This is a genomic window from Altererythrobacter lutimaris, from assembly GCF_013371495.1.
In the GTDB taxonomy this organism is placed as follows: domain Bacteria; phylum Pseudomonadota; class Alphaproteobacteria; order Sphingomonadales; family Sphingomonadaceae; genus Erythrobacter; species Erythrobacter lutimaris_A.
In genome coordinates, this window is sequence record NZ_JABWTA010000001.1 from 2,792,893 (window position 1) to 2,813,639 (window position 20,747).

Sequence of the window (20,747 nt, forward strand, 5' to 3'; positions counted from 1 at the left end):
GCCCTCGGCTCTTGCAGTTTGTATGAAAACAGTCTTTCCCGTTCCAATTATACGGAGCTTCCGTCCACATTTCATTGCATTCGCAGTATTATCTTTCTGCGCCACACCATTCATTGCCCAAGCGCATGATCCTGAAACAGGTCGAGCCAGCGCGATTGCGAATGAAGGTGTGATGGTTGAGGCAGGCGATGCCAAGATCCTGTTCGATCCGCTGTTTCAACCAGGCCTGCGCCCTGTGATGAATGATGAATTCGCTGAAACGATTATCGATGGGCTTGCGCCCTATGAAGGTGTCGACGCTGTTTTCATCAGCCATGCGCATCGCGATCATTTTCATGCCGATTATATCATCCGCTTGCTTGCGGCTCAAAAAGACCTGCGGTTGTTCGTCCCGACGCAGGTCGCCGCAATGCTGGAGGCTCATCCCGACTGGAAGCTTGAGTTTGATGAGCGTGTTAAGAGCGTCGACCTGGCGCCAGGTCATTCGCTGCGCTATACGCTTGGTTCGATGCGTATCGATGCCGTGCGCGTGCCTCACATCGGATATCCCAATCGCAATGCGGGTCTCGAGAATATAGTCTTCCGCGTGGCGCTCACACCCAATCATCGCGTAATGCATCTCGGCGATGCCGACGGTCAGCCCGATCATTTCGCACCGCATGAAGCTATGTTTTCAGAAGCGCGCACCGGAATGGCCTTCGTTCCATACTGGATGCTGTTGGAAGACAGCGGACGCGAAGTGATCGGTACCATGCTCAACGCGGAAAAAGTCATTGGAATTCATGTTGGAACCCGCGCAAACCCTGAAGATGCGAGCGCTGAGCTCATCGCAAGTGGAGAGGATTATTTCTCGAAACTTGGTGAAACACGAGTCATTCCTGAGACCTCTGGACCAGAGCAAGAATAGCGCCTAACACCAAACCATCCCCGGGGAGCCAGCGAGTCCTTTGCTGGATAGTGGCTGAGAGGGGCGTGTCGCAGCGCCCGACCCGTTGAACCTGAACTGATTAACATCAGCGGAGGGAGTGGGCGGCCTCGTATTTGCGATAGCGCCCGAAGTCTCTTTCGCTGGCTGAGGAGACTTTGCGCATGGCTGATATCAACTCCCCCATTGAAATCGGTGTAACCACCGGCCCCATTCGCGGCAGCCGCAAGGTCCACGTGGGCGCGCGCACTGGTAGCGGCATTCGCGTCGCCATGCGCGAGATCGACCTCGAAGGCGATGAGCCGAGCGTGCGCGTCTACGACACGTCCGGCCCTTACACCGATCCCGACGTTGCGATCGACATCAACCAGGGGCTTGAGCAGAAACGCCGCGAGTGGATCCTCGCGCGCGGCGATGTCGAGGAATATGACGGGCGCGAGGTGAAGCCGGAAGATAACGGCCAGCTTGGGCCAGATCGCTCTGGCGGTGTGCCCGCGTTTCCTAATGTGGTGAAGCGGCCGCTGCGGGCCAAGGCCGGCATGAACGTCACGCAGATGCATTACGCTCGCCGCGGGATCATCACTCCGGAAATGGAATATGTCGCCGAGCGCGAGAATCTGGGCCGCGAAATGGCGGCGGACCTGATCGCTGCCAATCGCGAGGGCGCGGAGAGCTGGGGCGCGCAGATCCCTGATCTCATTACGCCCGAATTCGTGCGCGACGAGGTCGCACGCGGCCGCGCGATCATTCCCAACAACATCAACCACCCCGAAAGCGAGCCGATGGCGATCGGGCGCAATTTCCTGGTCAAGATCAACGCCAATATCGGCAACTCCGCCGTCGCATCCGACGTCGCGAACGAAGTCGACAAGATGGTCTGGTCGATCCGCTGGGGCGCGGACACGGTGATGGACCTCTCCACCGGTCGCAACATTCACGATACGCGCGAATGGATCATCCGCAACTCGCCCGTTCCGATTGGAACCGTGCCAATCTATCAGGCGCTCGAAAAAGTCGGCGGCGTCGCAGAAGACCTCACCTGGGAGATTTTCCGCGACACTCTGATCGAACAGGCCGAGCAAGGCGTCGACTATTTCACCATCCATGCCGGTGTGCGCCTGCCTTACGTCCCGCTCGCTGCAAACCGCGTCACAGGTATTGTCTCACGCGGCGGCTCGATCATGGCGAAATGGTGCCTCGCGCATCACAAGGAGAGCTTCCTTTACGAGCACTTCGACGAGATCACGGAGATCATGAAGGCTTACGACATCGCCTATTCGCTGGGCGATGGCCTGCGCCCCGGCTCCATCGCGGACGCCAATGACGAAGCGCAGTTTGCAGAGCTCTATACACTGGGCGAGCTCACCCACCGCGCGTGGAAGCAGGACGTGCAGGTGATGATCGAAGGGCCGGGCCACGTGCCTATGAACAAGATCAAGGAGAATATGGACAAGCAGCTGGAGGTGTGCGGCGAAGCGCCGTTCTACACGCTTGGCCCGCTCGTCACCGACATTGCGCCGGGTTATGACCACATCACCAGCGGCATCGGCGCGGCACAGATCGGGTGGTACGGCACGGCGATGCTTTGCTACGTCACGCCGAAGGAGCATCTGGGCCTGCCTGACCGTGATGACGTAAAAGTGGGCGTTGTCACCTATAAGCTCGCCGCGCACGCAGCGGATCTGGCGAAGGGGCATCCGGCCGCAAAGGTGCGGGACGATGCGCTGTCAAAGGCGCGGTTCGAGTTCCGCTGGCGCGACCAGTTCAACCTGTCGCTCGATCCCGATACGGCGGAGGATTACCACGACCAGACGCTGCCGGCAGAGGGCGCGAAGACCGCGCATTTCTGCTCCATGTGCGGGCCGAAATTCTGCTCGATGAAGATCAGCCAAGAGGTGCGGGACTTTGCGGGCAAGCAAAACCAGAGCGCGGACGGCTTCCTTGAAAGCGGGCAGTCCGGCGCAGAGGCGGCTCAGGCGAGCAAGGAAGCTGCGCTCAAAGGCATGGCGGAGATGGCGGAGAAATATAAGGACATGGGCCAGAAGCTGTATTTACCGGAGGGGTGAAGGGGTATTATGTTCGGGCGATTACGGGTAATTCCAAAACTGGAGGATCGTTCGGAATCAAACCCGTCGGCCACTTGCTCCCGGGTGTACTGCCTCGAAGATTGCGCTCGAGATAGGTCTTCTTTTCTTTGTCGAGCTGATCCCACCAGCTTGGATTGACAAACAAGTTGTCACAGGTGTCGAATCCGAATTGGATCAATGCAGATGCGAGGTGACTTTCTGGAACCGCGTGAAGCGTCTCCAAGAATCTGGCATTCTGAGGTTTCTTGTCCAGCCACCCGAACACTGCGCAGGTTTTTCCGGAAATCGGTAAGATATTGAATCCTAGCAAAGCGAGGCTACCCCTTGGCGCATCAAGAGCTTGCAATTGGTTGCCCTCGAAGTCGAACTCCGGAATGAAAACTCCTGAAGTCGCGATCGGAAGTAAGCCATCGAATTTCACGAACGACCACGAAAAGTTGGAGCGATCACCACTCAGTAGTGCTGCGTCCCAATCATCTTTTGATCTGAGATGCTCGGCGTAACCCAGCGAGGTGCTGAAAATCGAAGCAGCGAGCAGTTGCTGAATCCGAGCTTGCTCCGGGAATGCCTGCCCGCGATCCATATTGTCTCGACAGAAATGCAAGGTCTGGAGCCCAATTTTCTTCGTGTAGACTTCGAAGCACAGGGCTCGATAACTTAGCAGAAATGCTACATTCTCGTTTGGCTGATCGGCGCTTTCAGCTGGTTTAAACGTGCGGTTATCATGATCTGCGCAAAAGCCGTAAAACGTAGACGCCTTCTTAATACCGACTTTTTGCAGCAGATTTGAACCACTTGCCGGGCTAGAATCCCGCGCGGAGAGAACATGCCGATCCTCGGCAAGAGCGATCAACCCGGTGCGTTTCTGAATCGTGTGAGCGGCGCAAACAGTATCGGAACAGCCGGCAGGTGCACTAGGGTGGAGGCAGAATTTGGTAGTCTTCGCCTCTTCGTAAAACCTTGCGTTAAATGCACTGAGAGGAAGGGGTGATTTGTCAGAGCGCAGACGATGACAATTCTTCCATTTTCTCCCAGACCGACACCAGCAAATCTCATTTCGCTTCATTTGCTCCGTAGGTTCTAACGGAGCGTACTCGTCAAACGGGTTATTCAGAATTGCCATTGGCAACAAGTTAAGTGTGGTTGGTCCCAGCGCAAGTAATACGAACGTCTGTGGAGAATTGGGTTTTTACCCTTAGTTGCTTCAACAAGAAATTACAGTTATAACACCCGTATGAACAAGCCGCTTAAAATCACCAAGATCGGCAATTCTGCCGGGATCGTCCTGCCCAAAGAGGTGCTGGCGCGCATGCGTGTGGGCCTGGGGGACGAAGTCTATGTCACTGAAGCGCCCGATGGCATTCGCATCACAGTGACAGACCCGTCCTTTGCCAAGAAGATGGAAGTGGCAGAGCAGATCATGCGCGAAGATCGCGATATCCTGCGCGAGCTTGCCAAGTAACCTTCGTTGAACGTCCGTATTGAACCGGTCTGGCTTGACGCCAAAATCGCTGCTGCGATCCATGATCGTCAGCTGGCTGAACATGGCGGCCCCATAGGTGTGCGCGATGCCGGAGCGCTGGAAAGCGCGTTGGCGAGACCGCGTAACCAGTGGGAGTACGGGGAGAGCGATCTGTGCGCGCTCGCCGCTTCCTATGCCTTCGGGATCGCGCGCAACCACCCTTTCACTGATGGTAACAAGCGCACTTCCTGGGTCTTGGCACGCACTTTCCTCGCGCTGAATGCAGTCGAGCTGACCTTTGATCCGCTAGATGCGTTATTGACTGTGCAATCCTTGGCTGCAGGCGAATTGTCAGAAAACGAACTGGCCGCATGGTTTCGCGGTCACTTGGCCTGACCTCACTGTGCGGGCTGCGCAGTCATCCGAACCAACCCCCAGTCATACCCCAGCTCCTTCACCCGGGCTTCCAGCAGCGCGCGTAGCTCCGCATCAGGTTGCGGTTCGCGGGTGAGCATCCACAAATATCGCCCGCTTGGCTCGCCCACGATGGACCAGTCGTACAATCCATCCGCGCCTGCCTCGCCGCGGTCGAGCACCCAATAGTCGCCATAGAACGGGCCGAAGAAGCTGACTTTCAGCTTTGCCCCGTCCGAGCCTTCGACCACTTTTGCCTTGCCGGTCGACTGGTCAAACTCGCCTGTCAGCGAACCCTTGCGGCAGGAATTGACGACCTTGATCTTGCTGTCCGGATCGCCGGGATCGCGCAGCGAGTACTCCGCCGTCACGCCTTCGCAACCCTTCTGAAACGGCGCTTCGTAGCGGGCATACTCGTACCATTTGCCGAGATAGGCCTGCGTTTCGACAGGCTTTGCGGGCTGCGGCACGCTGGCATTGCCGACCGGGCCGGGGGAGCCAACACAAGCGGTAAGGGCAAGGCTGGCCGCGATGGCAGCGACGCAGAAAAACGAGCGGGTAGGGGACATGGTCATGCAGCCTCAATCCACGGGCCTCGCCCAAGTTCCGCTGGCCCAGGTCCGCGGAACCGCTAGGCGCGCGCCAGTTTGACCAGCAATTTGTCGAGTTCCTGCAGGAAACGGCTGCGATCGGCCTTGCTGAAAGGCGGCGGGCCTCCGCCTATTCCGTCCATGCCGGCGCGCAGGTCCGCCATGATCGCGCGGGTCGCAATCGCGCTTCCAATGCTCGCCGCATCGAACGGTTTGCCATTATGCGCCAGCACGTTCGCACCTGCTTTCAGGCACCGCTCGGCCAGCAGGATATCGCCAGTGATGACGATGGCGCGCGCATCGGCATTCTCCGCAATCCAGTCATCGGCGGCGTCGAAGCCGTCATCCACCACTACGCGTTTGACCCGCTCGCTCACCGGCACGTGGAAAGCCGAATTGCTGACGACGCGGACATGCGCCTTGTGCCGTTCAGCCACACGGTAAACCTCCTCCTTCACCGGACAGGCATCGGCATCGACAAGGATGGTGATCGGCTGGCTCATTACGTTTGAGGGGTTACCGCCGCCAGGGCGGATTGGCCACGCCTTTCCTACTCCAACGTTTTGTGCCTTATCCTCGCGGATGAGCGATCCGACCCACACCCCAGAGAGCACTGGCGTAACCCTCCCCGCAACCACTAGCGTCGGCGCGGCCTCGCCCGACAGCGCGCTTCCCTATGCGCAGCGTCACGATGGCTGGACGCCTGCCAAACAAGCCGAATTCCTCCATGCGCTGGCCGAGACCCACAGCGTCGCCAAGGCTGCGCGCGCCGTCGGCATGAGCCGACAGTCCGCCTATGGACTGCGCGCACGGCTCAAAGGGGAGCCGTTCGACTTTGCCTGGGGCGCTGCCTTGCGCTGCCGCTTCGATGCGCTCGCCGAAGTCGCCATGGACCGCGCCATGAACGGCGTGGAAGTGCCGCATTTCTATCGCGGCGAACTGGTCGGCACGTCGCGCAAATATGACGAGCGGCTCACTTTAGCGATGCTCAAAATGCGCGAACGGTTCGGCCCGCCGCGCATGCCGGACTGGCATTGCGGTGCGCGGTACGAGCGCGATGATTTTGCGGCTTTGGTAAAACGCGTGGAAACCGGCCCTGCTACCTGGGCCGAGCAGGCCGCGGTCGAATATGAGGACGCGGTGCGCCAGCTCGAACTGGAGCAGGAACAGCTTGATCGCGAAGAGGAAGAATCCTGGAACAGCGATGATTGAGAAGGCAAGCGAAGGCCGGAAAACTTTCGCGGAGTTTTCAAAAAATAGGAAAAGTGTCAACTTTGTTGGAATGGGGATAAACGGCAGAATTATGCGGGTTTGAGGCCAATTTCGCGAAGTTGACAGGTGTCAACTTTGTCAACTTTGTTGGAAAGGGGTGGAGGAGGAGCTCAGGCGGCCAATCCGGCCTCGCGGATCACGCCTTCGATCTGCTTCTTCACCCCGAAGAATCCGGCTTTGGCATGCGGCCATGTGACGCGCTGGACTTGCGGTAGGAGGAGGGTGAGTTCGCCGCGACCAGAGAGCGTTTCCAACTCCGGCCAGAGAGCATCGCGGGTCCAGCCGGTCGGCAGATATGGCGTGATTAGGTGGGAGATGCCGTACTGGTCGAGGAGCGCTGCAAGCTCGCCTTCGCTGCTCCATTCGGCGGTCGGGCATCGGAACGCTTCGCCCGCGTCAGCAAGGCCGCTGCGCACCGCGCCATGCGCGAAGTCCCGTGCAGCGTCACTGGTCGGCAAGGGGGAGCGCGCCTCGGGACGCGCCGCGCCAATCACAAGAACCGGGGCTTGCGGCAGGTCGAGCGGGACATGGTGTGCCGCCTCGTCATGCAGCAACAGGGCGTAGGGCTGCTCGAGCGAGACTGGCGTGGTTGGTAGGTCAAGCTTCTGGCGGGCATGCTCCTGCGGCTCCTCAAGCGGGGGTGCTTCGCTCGCGAGGCCCTTCGCTTCCAGCGGGCCATCCGGATGGTTCTCGGTATATTGCGCGATATTGCCAGCCCGCGCGAGATATGTCTTGCCTTTGGTGTGCAGGCCCCCGACCCAGCGCCAGCTTAGCGTGTTGGAGGCCGCATCGCCGTCAATCAAATGGCGTAGAAAGAAGTCCGCGCCGAGCGTCCAGTCGAGCTTCAGAGTGAAGATCCAGATGCTCGCAAACCACATGCGGGCATGGTTGTGCAGGTAGCCGGTTTCTGTCAGCTCACGCGCCCAATGGTCGAAGGCGGCAATGCCGGTGCGGCCTTCGCACGCTTCGGCGTAGGCTTTGGAGAGGCCGGAATTGCTCTCGATGTCAGCCAGCGCGGCGTCGCGGCTGTCACAATAGGATCGCCATATGGAAGGACGCTGTTCAAGGTAGCCCTTGAAGTAGATGCGCCAGAAGACTTCGCTCACGAACTTGTCGGCGGCGGAAGGCGAATGCTCGGCGAGCACGCGCTCCAGCATTTCGGTCTCGCTGATGAGGCCCGCATGCAGCCACGGCGAAAGCTGCGAAACATTGCTTCGCTCAGGCCCGTTATCGTGGTTGCGGACGTTAGCATAGTGGCGTCCGGCGCGCGGCAGGAATGCTTGCAAACGGGCGAGGGCGGTGGTGCGGTCGGGTGTCCATGTCATTGCCTTGCAAGAACCGTCAGAAATCGCCACGGTTCCACCCGATTCCGCTGGCATTCAGCGCGAGAGACCCCATCTCGAAGTCGTAACAGGGGCGTTATCGAGAGGAGCACATTCAATGCAGTTTCAGTTCAACTCCGACAGCTCTGTGATGGGCACGGACAATGTCGCGGAGCGGATCGAAGCATCGGTGCGCGGCAAGCTGGCGCGGTTCGAAGACCGCCTCACACGGCTTGAAGTACATGTCTCGGACGAGAATGCCCGCAAGGGCGGCAGCGATGACAAGGCTTGCATGATCGAAGCGCGACCGCGCGGAGGCCGTCCAATCGGCGTGACCGAACATGCCGGTGATGTGGATACAGCAGCGCGGCGCGCAGCATCAACGATGGCAGAGCGGTTGGAGCGGGTGCTGGGCAAGGAATCGAAACACCAGCACGATCCTCGTCCTGACAAGGCGATGTAGTTTTGCGTCAAGAACCGGGCGCCCACCCGCCCGGCTCGGTTCATAACCGCCGATCAGGGCCGCGAGCGATTGTTGTTGCGCGCGCGGAAAATGTTTCGGCTGGCCCGGTCCTGCATGTTCTCAATCCGCACACGTTCGCGCGGAGTGATGCCCGGACCATCGCGGCGCGACTGGCGTTCGAATTGCCGGATATTGGCTTGCTGACGCACGAGGCGAGACGTCTCGCGGCCTGTCAGTTCACCTGATTGCACACCTTGCCCGATGCGCGAGCGCTGGCGGTCCTGGCGGCTGTCGATCCGCTCATTGGCGCGCTCGCGTATTTCACTTCGCGAGCCGTCATGAGCAAGAGCAGGTGTAGAAATGCCGGTCATTATCAATCCGGTTGCTAGAGCGAATGTCTTCAACATTGTTCATTCTCCTTTGCATGTTCGAGCGCACGGGGATGCGTGGCTCGCATGCAAAAAACGTCAGAAGGAATGAACGTCAGCTGTCAGAATCGGCGAGTGATACACACCGTGACAAAGGGATACGGCATAGCCACAAGAACGGCCCATCGATGTGGGGTTAGTCGAAGCTAAATCCCGCTTCTTTTGCTTCGGCAATGATCTCGGCACCGGTCTTGCGAACCGTGTCTTGCGCAAAGGTGTAATAGGGAGGTTGCTCGTCGACGAAGATCTCCTCACCCAAAGTCATCGAGCCCAGATCGTCGAATAATCCTGCAAGGAACGAGTAACTGCCGGTGGGCAAGAAGTGATAGAACAAATTGCTTCCGCACTTGGAGCAGAAACCGCGCTCTGCCCATTCGGATGAGGGGTAGCGTGTGACGTGCTCTTCACCGGTTAGAGTGACGTTCGCATCGCTTTGCACTGCTATGTAGGCGCTGCCGCACCAGCGGCGGCACATGGCGCAATGACAAGCTTCCAAGTGGGGTTTTGCTGGCGTGAGAGTGACAGTAACAGAGCCGCACAGGCAGCGCCCTGAGACTTCTTGGACTGACATAGTGAGTCTCCCGTTAGTAACAACGAACCTCGCAGGCTTTGTGAATGGCTGCAAGCCTAGGGCGCTATGTCGCACCTGAAGGCTCTGCCATTCTGTGATTTTCGGCACACAGAATCTTGTCGGTTCATTTTGCAGACCAGTCCATGTAAAGTCGGATAGAAGAGGTGAAACCTTGAGGGCATGATGAAACAGTTTGCAAAGTCTCTCACAGGATGCGTCTTCGCATTGTCACTTGCAGCTTGTGGCAATGAAGAAGAGCGCCCTGGCGAAGTCGATAGCTTCAGCGGCATCGGTGACAACGAAGTGATCTCCGTACTCGGCACAGAGCCGTTCTGGAGCATGGAAATCAAGCAAGGCACTTTGCTCTATACGACGCCACAGAATCTCGAAGGTGAAGTCGCGACAGTATCTCGCTTTGCCGGCAATAATGGGCTCGGTTTTGCTGGAGAATTGATGGAGCAACCGCTTGCAGTGGCCATCACGCCAGGCAAATGCTCTGATACAATGAGTGACCGGACCTATCCCTTTACCGCGACGGTCACTGTTGGCGGTGAGCAGCGTAATGGATGCGCTTATACTGATCAGCAGCCTTTTGAGGGCGATGCGGCGCCTTAGGCTGCCCCAGACCGCCTTTATTCAGAGGCCTGTGCGTGAACACCAGCTCGCTCAAGCTCTGACCCAAGCTTGCCTGTCAGCCAGTAGGCCCACATCTTGAAGTCCGCGAAAAGTGACCACAGCGGATAGGTGAAAGTTGCAGGGCGGTTCTTCTCGATCGAGAAATGAGCGAGCCAGGCAAAAAAGTACCCCGCAACCGGCAAGGCAAGCAGCAGTAGCCAGCTTTGCGAAAACGCCGCGTAGACCGCGATCGCGACAACCAAACTGGTGCCAAAATAGTGGAGCGCACGGGTCACAGGCTTGCTGTGTTCGCGCAGGTAAAACGGCCAGAATTCCGCAAATGTCTGATAGCGTGATGCCATGACTGTCGACTTCTCTCACCTCTGTTTAGCCAATATCATACACTTAGTGATGAGACGCAAGAATTCCGGGCCGTATCGCACGTGCGATCGGGAACATTGCGAACGGTTCTCAGTTATTTGGGAAAATAGGCTGCATCGCAGACAGCCAACTCAAGGACACACCAGTGAGTACTGACGATCCCACAGGTCCCCGCTCCGAGGACCAATCAAAGTTGCGTTTTGACGACGCGCCCGAGCGTTTTCGCGAAGGACATAAATCAGACCGGTTTTCCGGCGCATCAGGCGTGCTTTTCGAGCAGGCCATGGCGCAAACGCGTATGGCGATTTGCCTTGTCGATCCCAAGCAGGACGATCTGCCGATAGTCTTTGCAAACCGGGCATTTCGCCGGTTGACCGGTTATTCTGAAGAAGAAGTCATCGGTCGCAATTGTCGCTTCTTGCAAGGGCCGGATACTGATCCAGAGCCTGTGGCACGTATCCGCGAGGCAATCGCTCAGGAAGACGTCGTCGTGGTTGAGCTGCTAAACTATCGCAAGGATGGCAGCTCATTCTGGAATGCACTTCATCTGGGTCCGATCTACAGTGACGAAGGTGAGCTGATCTACTTCTTCGGTAGCCAGTGGGATGTATCTGACGTTCGCGCTGCGCGGGCGGAAGAGCGCCATGCGAAGGAAATGGCGCGCGAACTCTCGCACCGGATGAAGAACATGTTCGCCGTTATATCCGGTATAGTGAACGTTACGGGCCGTGTCCGCGGAATTCAGGACGAGACCGCCGCGATCAATGCCCGCATTCAGGCGTTGGGGCGCGCATATGAAACGACGCTCGATGATGCGTCCTCGGGCAGTATTGAAATTGGCCCTGCCATTCGCAGTGTTCTTTCCCCTTACAGCAAGGACGATGATCGCTTGCAATTGGCGGGTAATGGCGTGCGGATGCCGTTCGGCCATGTCTCTATCGTCGGTCTTATCCTGCACGAGCTGTCTGCCAATGCGACGAAGTACGGCGCATGGTCACAGGAAGGCGGCGTGGTGCATGTGAAGTGGGAAGTCCTGGATGAGTCCAATGAACTTTGCGTGACTTGGAAAGAAGTTGGCGGCCCGACTATCGACCGTGATGCGATAGAGCCCGGCACCGGAACGGCGATTGTCGATCGGCTGCTGCGAAGCGCAGGCGGAACAATCGAGCGCGAATGGAACGAAACCAGCTTCAGGGCCGTTATCAGGGTACCACGATAGGATGTGAAATGAGCGCAAAGCTGACCCTTCTTCTGCTGGAAGACGAGCCCCTAATCCTGATGGATCTCGAACTCGCAGCAGAAGATTGCGGTTGTGACGCTTTGCCAGCTTCCAATGCCAAGGCTGCTCTGGATCTTTTGGAAGAGCATGGCGATGCCATTGATGCGGCCATACTCGATGTTTCACTCGGCGCGGGGCAAACTTGCTTCCCGGTGGCGCATCAGCTCCAGCGGATGGGTATTCCATACATACTGCATTCCGGCGATCTTGACCGTCATAATGAGCGCATTCGCACGTTGCAGGCAGAACGTATTGCCAAGCCTGCACCGGTTGAAATAGTGATCGCAACCGCGCTTGAGCAGATTGCGCCGGGCGAGCGCGCATCAACCTAACGCAGTGGCTTGCTCGCGATCCGGCCGTTGTGAGTCGGTCGAAGCTCTGTTTATCCCTTGATCTTCGCTAGAATCGCGCGCGGTGCGCTCGATTTCGGAGCAATTTCAACCCGATTTGTCTCAAATCCTGTGCCATTGGGCCTTCGGGCGGGGGAAAACCGCCTCTAGGCGGGGAAAAGTAGTGCATGGCCCCTTCGGTTTCCTCGCCTTCCATCCGTAAAAGGCGTAGCCCAGTCCCCAGGAGGAGATAGGTTTTGTCGAGTTTTCCAGACTGGCTTGCATCCGCATTACCGCCTGCTGCCCGTCATTCTGGCCTGGCGATTGCCAAGCTAGGCGATGCGCGGGGGCTAGGTCGTGGTGGTTTCGCCTTGTCCAGCCCTGCATTTGCTGCAGGCGAGGAGCTTGACCCCTGTTTCACCGCTGATGAGGAAGATGCGGTTGCTCCGCCTCTGGAATGGACTGCGCCGCCTCCGGGGACGCAGGAGCTCGTCATCATCGTGGAAGATGCCACAACCGAAGGCGATGCGCCGCTGTGCCATTGGCTCGTCTGGGGTTTGCCTGGGCAGAAAGGCAAGCTGCTGGAAGGCGAAGTGCCGCAACGTGTGGGCAAGAATGGCCGTGGCAATTCGGAATGGCTGCTCCTCGATCTGCCAGGCGGTGAGCCGCACACATATGTATTTCAGATGTTCGCGCTGGATTTGCCACTCACATTGATGCCTGGCGCGACACGTGAAGAGCTTTTCGCTGAGATGGAGGGGCATGTGACAGCCAGTGCTGTACTGACCGCCACATATACCAGCAGCGACGAGGAAGAAGAATGGGATGAGGAGGATGACGACTGATTTGTCCGGCAACGGGCAGATGAGCCGTTCAAGCCTTCTTTGTATCACTAGCCTGAACTAGGAAAGGAATATGTCATGGCTGGCAAGAACAATGCACTGCAGAAGCCGGTAACGCTCTCTGCTGCACTGGAAAACGTAATCGGCAAGGGTCCAATGACCCGCGCTCAAGTTACGTCTAAGGTGTGGGAATACATCAAGGCGAACAACCTGCAGAAGCCAAGCGACAAGCGCACCATCGTACCCGATGCGAAGCTCGGCGGTGTTATCGGCAATGATGAAATCTCGATGTTCAAGATGACTGCGGCGGTGTCAAAGCACCTCACTTAAGTCGCTGAAACATCTGAAGAGGGCGGTGAGGGGCGTTATGCCTCGCGCCGCCCTTTTTGTTTGTCGCGGCTCTGCTGTGCGCTAAAGATTACCAAGAAGGCGGCGTTTGGCCCGGATGCCATCCTTGGGGGGCGAGCTCGAAGTTCTCGAACTCGAAACCCGGTGTTACCACGCAAGTCAATAGTGTGTAGCCTGCGCTTGCTGCGACGGGTTGAGCCGCCTGCCATTCGCCTGGTTCCACCATCGCTTGCATCAGCTGCCCCTGAGACACACTACGGCCCAATACACGCTTTGTTGCGCTCGTCGCTTCGTCCGCTGCCGTCAGCAGCATAAGCGGATCGCCCGCCTGCCAGACCCACAATTCGTGCGCGTCGATCTTGTGCCAGTGAGAGCGCTGCTTGCTTGTAAGCAGAAAGTGGATCGCTGTGCCGATTGAACGCCCATCTGGTCCCGGCGGCCCTCGCCATGTCTCACGAAATGAACCGCCTTCGGGATGAGAGGTCAATCCAAGACTATCGATCAGTGTTTGCGCAACGCTCATTGTGAATGCTCACCCCCCAAAGCTGCTGTAGCGGTGTTTCTTTCGCGTTCAGCTGCTTTCTTTTCTAGCAAATCCGAGTAATTGCTGTGGAGACAATTGTGAAGCCTGTCCGACTTCAGGACTGAGGAGCGCAGATATGAAGCCCACCATTCGTCCGGTCACTTTGCTGGTGGTCGCCGCCGCTTTGCTTGCGATGCCACTTGCTGCTCAGGAAGTGAGCGAAGAACAAGCTGTCGCGACCGCTATGGCAGCGTTGGAGGCAGCGCCGGTGTTCGATGGGCACAATGATGCGCCGATCCAATTACGGGTGCGCTTCAAGAACCAGATCAACGAGTTTGACTTCAACGATACGCTGCCTACCGCTGAAACGCATCCGCGCGGCGCGGCGATGCACACCGACCTGATCCGGCTGCGGGCGGGCAAAGTCGGTGCGCAATTCTGGTCGGTTTACGTGCCTGCATCACTCGATGAGCCGGAAGCGGTGGTCATGACGCTGGAGCAAATCGATGTGACGCGCCGGCTGATAGATCGATACCCCAATGATCTGGCGCTAGTGACGACCGCATCAGAAGCAGAAGCCGCAATGGCGGAAGGCAAGATTGCTTCGCTAATCGGTATGGAAGGCGGGCATTCAATCGGGTCGAGTCTCGCTGTTCTGCGCGAGATGTATCAGCTTGGTGCGCGCTATATGACATTGACGCACTCCAAGAATACCCGGTGGGCTGACAGCGCGACTGATGATCCAGAACATGATGGACTAACGGGCTTCGGCCGGGACGTTGTCCTCGAAATGAACCGCATCGGCATGCTCGTTGACCTCAGCCACGTGAGCGAAGCGACAATGAATGACGTACTCGATGTAGCTCAGGCGCCGGTGATCTTCAGCCATTCCGGCGCGCGGGCGATCAATGGGCATGCGCGCAATGTCCCAGATAGCGTGCTCGCACGGCTGCCTGCCAATCGCGGCGTCATCATGGTGGTTGGACTGCCAGGTTTTCTGAGCGAAGAGCAGCGGCAGTGGTTTGCGAACCGTTCAGCTGAGAAAGCACGCCTCGAAGCTCTGTTCCAGGGACAGCCGGATATCGTGGCGTCTCGGCTAGGCGCATGGGATGATGCCAATGACAGCCCGATAGCGACTATTTCCGATATGGCTGATCATATCGACCACGTGAGAGCCGTCGCTGGAATTGATGCGATCGGCATTGGAGGCGACTATGACGGGATGCCCACCGGTCCGGTTGGCATGGAAGATGTCACAGGCTATCCGGCTTTGTTCACGGAACTCGCTCGCCGCGGCTACACGCAGGAGGAGCTGGAGAAGATCGCCTCTGGCAACATTATGCGGGCACTGCGCGAAGCAGGAGCCGTTGCTGTAGCATTGCAAGCTGTTGAAGGCCCGCGAGCGATCGAAACGCTCATCCCTGAGGAATAAGACGGGCCACCAAGGCTAGTCGGCGCGCTCTGGCAATTCGTTGCGAGATGTAGATGCGAGTTCTTCCAGGTCGTCTTCGCTCATGCTGTCATACATCTGTTTGGATGCACCTTGCAGATCTGACACATTTTGTTCACCGCGCTTGGCGGCGAGCGCTGCGCCGGCCGCTTGCTGTTGTGCTGTGGATTTCGCTTCCGCCATCGTTAGGCCGCTTCTAACTCGCTGCCGAGCTTAAGCACTTCATCGCCATCGTCTTGCTTGATCAAATAGGCAGGGTTGTCCTCTGACCCGTCTCGGGTGACTTCCGTACCTTTCAAAGTACGGGTGACTTCGCGTTCAAACCGTTCTTTGATTTGGCCTTCGGCCTCACCGTTGCCCCAAGACCATTTCACATGTTGATTAGTCTGGAAACTATTGGAATTGCTCATAATTATCTCCTGCGTTACACAGGAGATAACGTGGGAATACGACTTAAGGTTCCGAATATGCTGCTGAGACGTTTAGCCCCAGATTGCAGGGACAATCCAGACGACTGACATAGCGATAATCGCAAGAAGCAGTCCAATTGCGAGCACCCAGCGCATGCCAGTGTTGCTGACTGCTGCCATCGCGTCATCATCTTCGATGTGAATTGCGTCGTCTTTGTCTTCCATAAATACCTCCCATGGGCACCTCAGAGTGCAGTCTATGTCCCATCTACGAAGCAGTCGCTCTAATGTTCCAGATCTCGTACTGCTGCTTCAGTCGCGCAGAAGTTCGTTAATTCCGGTCTTGGAGCGCGTCTGCGCATCCACAGTCTTTACGATCACCGCGCAATACAAGCTCGGTCCGGGAGATCCATCAGGCAGTGGTTTGCCCGGCAGGCTGCCTGGCACCACCACCGCGTAAGGAGGCACTTCGCCCATATGCACTTCGCCGGTCGCGCGATCGACGATCTTGGTCGATGCGCCGAGATAGACGCCCATTGACAGCACAGCGCCTTCGCCAACGCGGACACCTTCTGCGACTTCGCTGCGCGCACCGATAAAGGCTCCATCGCCAATGATGACAGGCTCAGCCTGGAGAGGCTCCAGCACGCCGCCAATCCCAGCGCCGCCTGAGATGTGCACGTTCTTTCCGATTTGCGCGCAAGACCCGACGGTGGCCCAAGTATCGACCATTGTTCCTTCGTCTACATAGGCTCCAATGTTCACAAAACTCGGCATGAGGACGACGCCTTTGCCGATAAAGCTGCCGCGGCGTGCTACTGCGCCAGGGACCACGCGAAATCCGGCTTCGGAAAAACGGTTGTCGCCCCAGCCAGCAAACTTGTTCGGCACTTTGTCGAATGCCGGCTCCCCTGCCGAAGCCCCTTCCATCACTCGGTTATCGCGCAAGCGGAAGGACAACAGGACGGCCTTTTTCAGCCATTGATTGACTTGCCAAGACCCATCTTCGCGCGGTTCGGCGACGCGCGCTTCACCATTGTCGAGCATCGCAAGAGCCGCATCGACGACTTCCTTGACCTCGCGGCTTGCTGGAGTGACTTCGCTGCGGTTTTCCCATGCAGCTTCAATTTTTTCAGCCAGTTCGCTCGACATGCATGTGTCCTTGCAAGAATTTGGTGCGTGGCGGCGCTGCTAGCTTGCGCATGGCGTTGCCGCAAGGATGATCCACGCGTGATCGCTAAGTGGGCATGCCTGCGTCCAGCGCGAATTGATAGGCCCGGTCGACCAGTGGTTTAACCCGTTCGCTCATCGATTTCGCATGAGCCGAGGAAGCAGTGCCATCGATCACCCGTTTCTTGATGCCTTGCATGATCCCGGCGAGCCGGAACAAGTTATAGGCGAAGTACCAATCCATCGGCGGAACGGGATAGCCGGTGCGTGCGACATAGCGATCCACCGCTTGCTCAACCGTGGGGATGCCCAGCGCTTCCAAATCGAGCCCCAGCAGACCCGCGCGGCCATCGGCGGGCTGGAACCAGTTGAGCATGAGATAGCTGAAATCGGCGATCGGATCGCCCAGGGTCGATAGCTCCCAGTCGAGCACGGCAATCACTCGGTTCTCCGACTTGTGAAAGATCACATTGTCGAGCCGATAATCACCGTGAACGACTGAGCTCTCGTGCTGCGGCGGGATTGTCTGAGGCAGCCATTCAATGAGCTTCTCCATCTCCGGCATGTGCTCGGTTTCAGAGAGCTTGTATTGCTTCGACCAGCGGCTGATCTGGCGCGCGCAATAGTCGGTCGGCTTGCCATAATCGCCAAGCCCGATTTCATCCGGCTTGTTCAGATGCAAATCCGCCATTGTGTCGATCAGCGAGTTATAGATCTCGCGACGTTCCTCTGGCGAGTTGCTGGGCAGAGCCCCATTCCAAAGCGAGCGTCCATCCGCCATGCTCATCACGAAGAACTTCGCGCCGATGACTTCGGGGTCTTCGCACAGACCGTAAGTGCGCGGGACCGGGAAGCCTGTAGGGTAAAGCCCCGTCATGGCGGTGTATTCGCGGTCCACCGCATGGGCCGATGGCAGCAATTTGCCGAAGGGCTGACGGCGCAGCACGTAGTTCGTGCCCCTCCCATCGATACCTGGCGTTTCGATCTTGTAGGTCGGGTTAGACTGACCGCCTTTGAACTTGGTATAGCTGATAGGCCCTGAAAAGCCTTCGACATTGGCTTCAAACCACGCGGTCAGCTTTTCGAGATCAAGCTGGTCGCGTTCGGGTACTTCAATGGTACCGACCATTTCCTTGTCGAAATCGATATCCGTCATGGCGCCTTTCCTTGAGCTTTTGATGCGCATTCAGCGATACGCTCACTGTGTTTTTCGAAACTTCGCAAAATCCCCGCAAATCCAGCTTTTCCGCCATTTAAGTGGCGAAGTGCCGCGCGAGAGTGTGACTTTCCAAAAATCATAATGCCGAAGCCTGAATTGATGCGGTGTTCCAACGCGTCCTACCGGACCTGTTCCGAGTAGGACAGGTGGAAGCCACGAGGACCCGATCTGCTTAGTCGAATACCACTACACTGCGCGCGGAATGGCCCGCTCGCATCTTGTCGAAACCAGCATTGATGTTTTCCAGCGGAATGCGCTCTGCAATGATCGTGTCGAGATCAAGCAGGCCGCGCATGTAGAAGTCTACCAGACGCGGCAGATCCACCGGGAAGTGGTTCATCCCCATGATCGCGCCCATTAGTTTCTTGCCGCCGAGCAAATCCATTGCGCCGAGCCCGACTTTGCAGTCCAAGGGCATCATGCCGAGGATGATCGCCGTTCCGCCACGGCGTAGCGAGGCGACGGCCAGATCTGCACTCTCCTGACGTCCGACCGCTTCGATGCCGTAATGCACACCGCCGCCCGATATATCGATGATCTGCTTCGCTGCATCTTCCGCCATGGCATCGACAGTGTGCGTCGCGCCGAGCACTTTGGCGAGCTCGCGCTTTTCAGGCAGCGGATCAGCAGCGATAACCTTGCCTGCCCCGGCAATCTTGGCCGCATTGATGGCCGCCAAGCCAACACCTCCGCATCCTATGACCGCGACGGTTTCGCCCGGCGTGACATTAGCCGCATTGAAGATTGTGCCAGCACCCGTTGTCACCGCACAGCCGATCACTGCCGCGCGGTCCAAAGGCATATCCTTGTCGATTGCGACACAGGCATTCTCATGGATCAGCATCTGCTCGCTGAAGGCCGAGAGATTGAGCATCTGGTTGACCGTCTCGCCGCCGTCTCTCGTAATGCGCGGTGCGTCTGTTTTTCCGCGACGTGTCGCTCCGCCAAGGCAAAGCGCCATGCGGCCGGTCACGCAGAATTCGCAAGTCCCGCAAAATGCAGAAAGGCAGCTCACCACGTGGTCGCCCGGCTTCACCGTGCGCACTTCGCTCCCGACCGCGCGCACGACGCCTGCCGCTTCATGACCCGGGATGGCGGGCATGGCATGCGGGTAAGCGCCGTCAATAAAGTGCAGGTCCGAATGGCAAAGCCCGCAGGCCTTGGTATCGATCAGCACTTCATGCGCGGCGGGCTCGGCCAGCTCGACCTCGCCAATGACGAGGCCTTTGCCGGCTTCTTCGAGGATCGCTGCCTTTGCCATCAGCGCGCGACGCCCATGTCGCCAGAGCTGAAGCTGTCACCACTGGTGACCGGGCCTTTGCCGTCGCGGAGCGCGTTAGCAGATGGTCCTTGGTTCGGCGCGTGCTTGGCAAATTCCATCCGGGCGATGGAACGGGCATGCACTTCGTCAGGACCATCAGCCAAGCGCAGCGTACGCTGGCCTGCATAGGCTGCAGCGAGGCCATAGTCTTCTGACACACCGCCGCCGCCATGCGCCTGGATCGCATCGTCGATGATCCGCAGCGCCATGTTCGGCGCCTGGACCTTGATCATGGCGATTTCCTGCTTGGCCGACTTGTTGCCGACCTTGTCCATCATGTCGGCGGCCTTCAGGCAGAGCAGGCGGGTCATGTCGATATCAATGCGGGCACGCGCAACGCGTTCTTCCCAGACCGAGTGCTTGTAGATCGGCTTGCCAAACGCTTCGCGCTCTTGCAGGCGGCGGCACATCTTGGCGAGTGCTTCTTCCGCTGCGCCGATAGTGCGCATGCAGTGGTGGATACGGCCCGGGCCCAATCGCCCTTGTGCGATCTCGAACCCGCGCCCTTCGCCAAGCAGGATACTCGAAGCCGGTACACGCACGTCCTTGAGCTCGATCTCCATATGGCCGTGCGGTGCATCGTCGTACCCGAACACCGGCAGGTGGCGTAGGATGTTCACGCCCGGCGCATCTAGCGGCATGAGGATCATGGATTGCTGCGCGTGACGCTTGGCTTCAAAGTCAGTCTTGCCCATGACAATCGCGACCTTGCAGCGCGGATCGCCCGCACCCGATGACCACCATTTGCGGCCGTTGATGACATATTCATCGCCATCGCGTTCGATGCGGGTCTCAATATTGGTTGCATCGGAGGAGGCCGTGAATGGCTCTGTCATAAGGAAGGCCGAGCGGATCTCGCCGTTCATAAGCGGCTGGAGGTACTGCTCCTTCTGCTCACGCGTACCATAGCGGTGGAACACTTCCATATTGCCGGTGTCAGGCGCTGAGCAGTTGAAGACTTCGCTCGCCCAGCCAATCCGGCCCATTTCTTCAGCGCACATTGCATATTCGAGATTGGTGAGGCCGGGGCCTTCGAACTCAAACGTGTCGTCGACATGGTGGTGGCTGTCATTGCGCGGCGGCATGAACAGATTCCAGATACCCGCTTCCTTGGCGAGCTTCTTCTTGTCTTCGATGATCTGGATCACTTTCCAGCGGTCACCTTCGGCATCCTGTTGTTTGTAGGTGTCCATGTTGGGACGGACATGCGCTTCAATGAAGTCACGCACCCGGTCGCGCCAATAGGTTTGCCGTTCGGTGGGTTCGAAATCCATGGGGGTGTTCCTCTCTAGTCCTTAAATGCAATCGAATCTGTTGAATATGACC

At 57.9% G+C, this 20,747-nt stretch carries 27 protein-coding genes and 1 riboswitch; of the genes, 12 read left to right on the forward strand and 15 right to left on the reverse strand.

Annotated features, from left to right (window positions below):
- Positions 1-22: 22 nt before the first annotated feature.
- Both HUO12_RS13590 and thiC read left to right on the forward strand, forming a co-directional pair.
- Complete coding sequence (locus HUO12_RS13590; protein WP_176274099.1) at positions 23-907, forward strand: MBL fold metallo-hydrolase; 885 nt, start codon at positions 23-25, stop codon at positions 905-907.
- 11 nt (positions 908-918) lie between these two features.
- Positions 919-1,042: riboswitch (TPP riboswitch) on the forward strand.
- Between the two features lie 47 nt (positions 1,043-1,089).
- Complete coding sequence (gene thiC / locus HUO12_RS13595) at positions 1,090-2,991, forward strand: phosphomethylpyrimidine synthase ThiC (protein ID WP_176274100.1); 1,902 nt, start codon at positions 1,090-1,092, stop codon at positions 2,989-2,991.
- A gap of 7 nt (positions 2,992-2,998) precedes the next feature.
- Here the strand turns inward: thiC and HUO12_RS13600 are convergent, their stop codons facing one another.
- Positions 2,999-4,135, reverse strand: a complete 1,137-nt coding sequence (locus HUO12_RS13600) for an SEC-C metal-binding domain-containing protein (RefSeq protein WP_176274101.1) — start codon at positions 4,133-4,135, stop codon at positions 2,999-3,001.
- 111 nt (positions 4,136-4,246) lie between these two features.
- On the opposite strand from HUO12_RS13600, the gene HUO12_RS13605 reads away from it, so the two are divergent.
- Both HUO12_RS13605 and HUO12_RS13610 read left to right on the forward strand, forming a co-directional pair.
- Positions 4,247-4,474 carry an AbrB/MazE/SpoVT family DNA-binding domain-containing protein gene (locus HUO12_RS13605; protein WP_176274102.1) on the forward strand — a complete coding sequence of 76 codons (228 nt, stop codon included), beginning with the start codon at positions 4,247-4,249 and terminating at the stop codon, positions 4,472-4,474.
- 6 nt (positions 4,475-4,480) lie between these two features.
- Positions 4,481-4,870, forward strand: a complete 390-nt coding sequence (locus tag HUO12_RS13610) for a type II toxin-antitoxin system death-on-curing family toxin (RefSeq protein WP_176274103.1) — start codon at positions 4,481-4,483, stop codon at positions 4,868-4,870.
- 2 nt (positions 4,871-4,872) lie between these two features.
- Here the strand turns inward: HUO12_RS13610 and HUO12_RS13615 are convergent, their stop codons facing one another.
- Positions 4,873-5,463, reverse strand: coding sequence for a lipocalin family protein (locus HUO12_RS13615; RefSeq protein WP_232367405.1), 591 nt, complete (start codon positions 5,461-5,463; stop codon positions 4,873-4,875).
- Between the two features lie 56 nt (positions 5,464-5,519).
- Positions 5,520-5,981: a YaiI/YqxD family protein gene (locus HUO12_RS13620; protein WP_176274104.1), complete on the reverse strand. Its 462-nt coding sequence runs from the start codon at positions 5,979-5,981 to the stop codon at positions 5,520-5,522.
- A 79-nt stretch (positions 5,982-6,060) separates the two neighbouring features.
- On the opposite strand from HUO12_RS13620, the gene HUO12_RS13625 reads away from it, so the two are divergent.
- Positions 6,061-6,690 (forward strand): hypothetical protein, encoded by a 630-nt coding sequence (locus HUO12_RS13625; RefSeq protein WP_176274105.1) that lies wholly within the window; start codon positions 6,061-6,063, stop codon positions 6,688-6,690.
- A 170-nt stretch (positions 6,691-6,860) separates the two neighbouring features.
- Here the strand turns inward: HUO12_RS13625 and HUO12_RS13630 are convergent, their stop codons facing one another.
- On the reverse strand, positions 6,861-8,075 hold the full coding sequence (locus HUO12_RS13630; protein ID WP_176274106.1) for an FAD-binding domain-containing protein: 1,215 nt from the start codon (positions 8,073-8,075) through the stop codon (positions 6,861-6,863).
- A gap of 115 nt (positions 8,076-8,190) precedes the next feature.
- On the opposite strand from HUO12_RS13630, the gene HUO12_RS13635 reads away from it, so the two are divergent.
- Entirely contained in the window at positions 8,191-8,535 is a 345-nt protein-coding gene (locus tag HUO12_RS13635) for an HPF/RaiA family ribosome-associated protein (protein WP_176274107.1), read from the forward strand.
- 53 nt (positions 8,536-8,588) lie between these two features.
- On the opposite strand, the gene HUO12_RS13640 is transcribed toward HUO12_RS13635, so the two are convergent.
- Together HUO12_RS13640 and HUO12_RS13645 are read right to left on the reverse strand one after the other, a co-directional pair.
- Positions 8,589-8,942, reverse strand: a complete 354-nt coding sequence (locus tag HUO12_RS13640) for a hypothetical protein (protein ID WP_217905202.1) — start codon at positions 8,940-8,942, stop codon at positions 8,589-8,591.
- A 157-nt stretch (positions 8,943-9,099) separates the two neighbouring features.
- Complete coding sequence (locus tag HUO12_RS13645) at positions 9,100-9,534, reverse strand: GFA family protein (protein WP_176274108.1); 435 nt, start codon at positions 9,532-9,534, stop codon at positions 9,100-9,102.
- A 180-nt stretch (positions 9,535-9,714) separates the two neighbouring features.
- Between HUO12_RS13645 and HUO12_RS13650 the strand changes: the two genes are divergently transcribed.
- Positions 9,715-10,149 carry a COG3650 family protein gene (locus tag HUO12_RS13650; protein WP_232367406.1) on the forward strand — a complete coding sequence of 145 codons (435 nt, stop codon included), beginning with the start codon at positions 9,715-9,717 and terminating at the stop codon, positions 10,147-10,149.
- Positions 10,150-10,166: 17 nt separating this feature from the next.
- Here HUO12_RS13650 and HUO12_RS13655 read toward each other — a convergent pair whose 3' ends face one another.
- A complete protein-coding gene (locus HUO12_RS13655) occupies positions 10,167-10,511 on the reverse strand; it encodes a DUF962 domain-containing protein (RefSeq protein WP_176274109.1) in 345 nt (114 codons plus the stop codon).
- A gap of 164 nt (positions 10,512-10,675) precedes the next feature.
- On the opposite strand from HUO12_RS13655, the gene HUO12_RS13660 reads away from it, so the two are divergent.
- The 4 genes from HUO12_RS13660 (at position 10,676) to HUO12_RS13675 (ending at position 13,310) form a co-directional block, all read left to right on the forward strand.
- Entirely contained in the window at positions 10,676-11,749 is a 1,074-nt protein-coding gene (locus HUO12_RS13660; protein ID WP_176274110.1) for a PAS domain-containing protein, read from the forward strand.
- Between the two features lie 8 nt (positions 11,750-11,757).
- Entirely contained in the window at positions 11,758-12,141 is a 384-nt protein-coding gene (locus tag HUO12_RS13665; protein WP_176274111.1) for a response regulator, read from the forward strand.
- Positions 12,142-12,395: 254 nt separating this feature from the next.
- Positions 12,396-12,983, forward strand: a complete 588-nt coding sequence (locus tag HUO12_RS13670) for a YbhB/YbcL family Raf kinase inhibitor-like protein (protein WP_176274112.1) — start codon at positions 12,396-12,398, stop codon at positions 12,981-12,983.
- A gap of 75 nt (positions 12,984-13,058) precedes the next feature.
- Positions 13,059-13,310 (forward strand): SWIB/MDM2 domain-containing protein, encoded by a 252-nt coding sequence (locus tag HUO12_RS13675; RefSeq protein WP_176274113.1) that lies wholly within the window; start codon positions 13,059-13,061, stop codon positions 13,308-13,310.
- A gap of 88 nt (positions 13,311-13,398) precedes the next feature.
- Here HUO12_RS13675 and HUO12_RS13680 read toward each other — a convergent pair whose 3' ends face one another.
- Positions 13,399-13,851 (reverse strand): cupin domain-containing protein, encoded by a 453-nt coding sequence (locus HUO12_RS13680; protein WP_176274114.1) that lies wholly within the window; start codon positions 13,849-13,851, stop codon positions 13,399-13,401.
- A gap of 136 nt (positions 13,852-13,987) precedes the next feature.
- On the opposite strand from HUO12_RS13680, the gene HUO12_RS13685 reads away from it, so the two are divergent.
- Positions 13,988-15,283 carry a dipeptidase gene (locus HUO12_RS13685; protein ID WP_176274115.1) on the forward strand — a complete coding sequence of 432 codons (1,296 nt, stop codon included), beginning with the start codon at positions 13,988-13,990 and terminating at the stop codon, positions 15,281-15,283.
- 15 nt (positions 15,284-15,298) lie between these two features.
- Here the strand turns inward: HUO12_RS13685 and HUO12_RS13690 are convergent, their stop codons facing one another.
- The 7 genes from HUO12_RS13690 to HUO12_RS13720 all read right to left on the reverse strand — a co-directional run bounded on the left by HUO12_RS13690 (position 15,299) and on the right by HUO12_RS13720 (position 20,695).
- Positions 15,299-15,484, reverse strand: a complete 186-nt coding sequence (locus HUO12_RS13690; protein ID WP_176274116.1) for a DUF3008 family protein — start codon at positions 15,482-15,484, stop codon at positions 15,299-15,301.
- Positions 15,485-15,486: 2 nt separating this feature from the next.
- Complete coding sequence (locus HUO12_RS13695; protein ID WP_176274117.1) at positions 15,487-15,711, reverse strand: hypervirulence associated TUDOR domain-containing protein; 225 nt, start codon at positions 15,709-15,711, stop codon at positions 15,487-15,489.
- A gap of 72 nt (positions 15,712-15,783) precedes the next feature.
- Positions 15,784-15,936, reverse strand: coding sequence for a hypothetical protein (locus HUO12_RS13700; protein ID WP_176274118.1), 153 nt, complete (start codon positions 15,934-15,936; stop codon positions 15,784-15,786).
- 87 nt (positions 15,937-16,023) lie between these two features.
- The gene (gene dapD / locus HUO12_RS13705) at positions 16,024-16,863 is read right to left on the reverse strand and encodes a 2,3,4,5-tetrahydropyridine-2,6-dicarboxylate N-succinyltransferase (RefSeq protein WP_176274119.1); all 840 of its coding nucleotides are present in this window, start codon (positions 16,861-16,863) and stop codon (positions 16,024-16,026) included.
- An 85-nt stretch (positions 16,864-16,948) separates the two neighbouring features.
- Positions 16,949-18,037, reverse strand: coding sequence for a phosphotransferase family protein (locus HUO12_RS13710; RefSeq protein WP_176274120.1), 1,089 nt, complete (start codon positions 18,035-18,037; stop codon positions 16,949-16,951).
- Between the two features lie 235 nt (positions 18,038-18,272).
- On the reverse strand, positions 18,273-19,361 hold the full coding sequence (locus tag HUO12_RS13715) for a Zn-dependent alcohol dehydrogenase (RefSeq protein WP_176274121.1): 1,089 nt from the start codon (positions 19,359-19,361) through the stop codon (positions 18,273-18,275).
- On the reverse strand, positions 19,361-20,695 hold the full coding sequence (locus HUO12_RS13720; protein WP_176274122.1) for an acyl-CoA dehydrogenase family protein: 1,335 nt from the start codon (positions 20,693-20,695) through the stop codon (positions 19,361-19,363). The genes HUO12_RS13715 and HUO12_RS13720 overlap by 1 nt, the downstream gene beginning before the upstream one ends.
- Positions 20,696-20,747 lie beyond the last annotated feature (52 nt).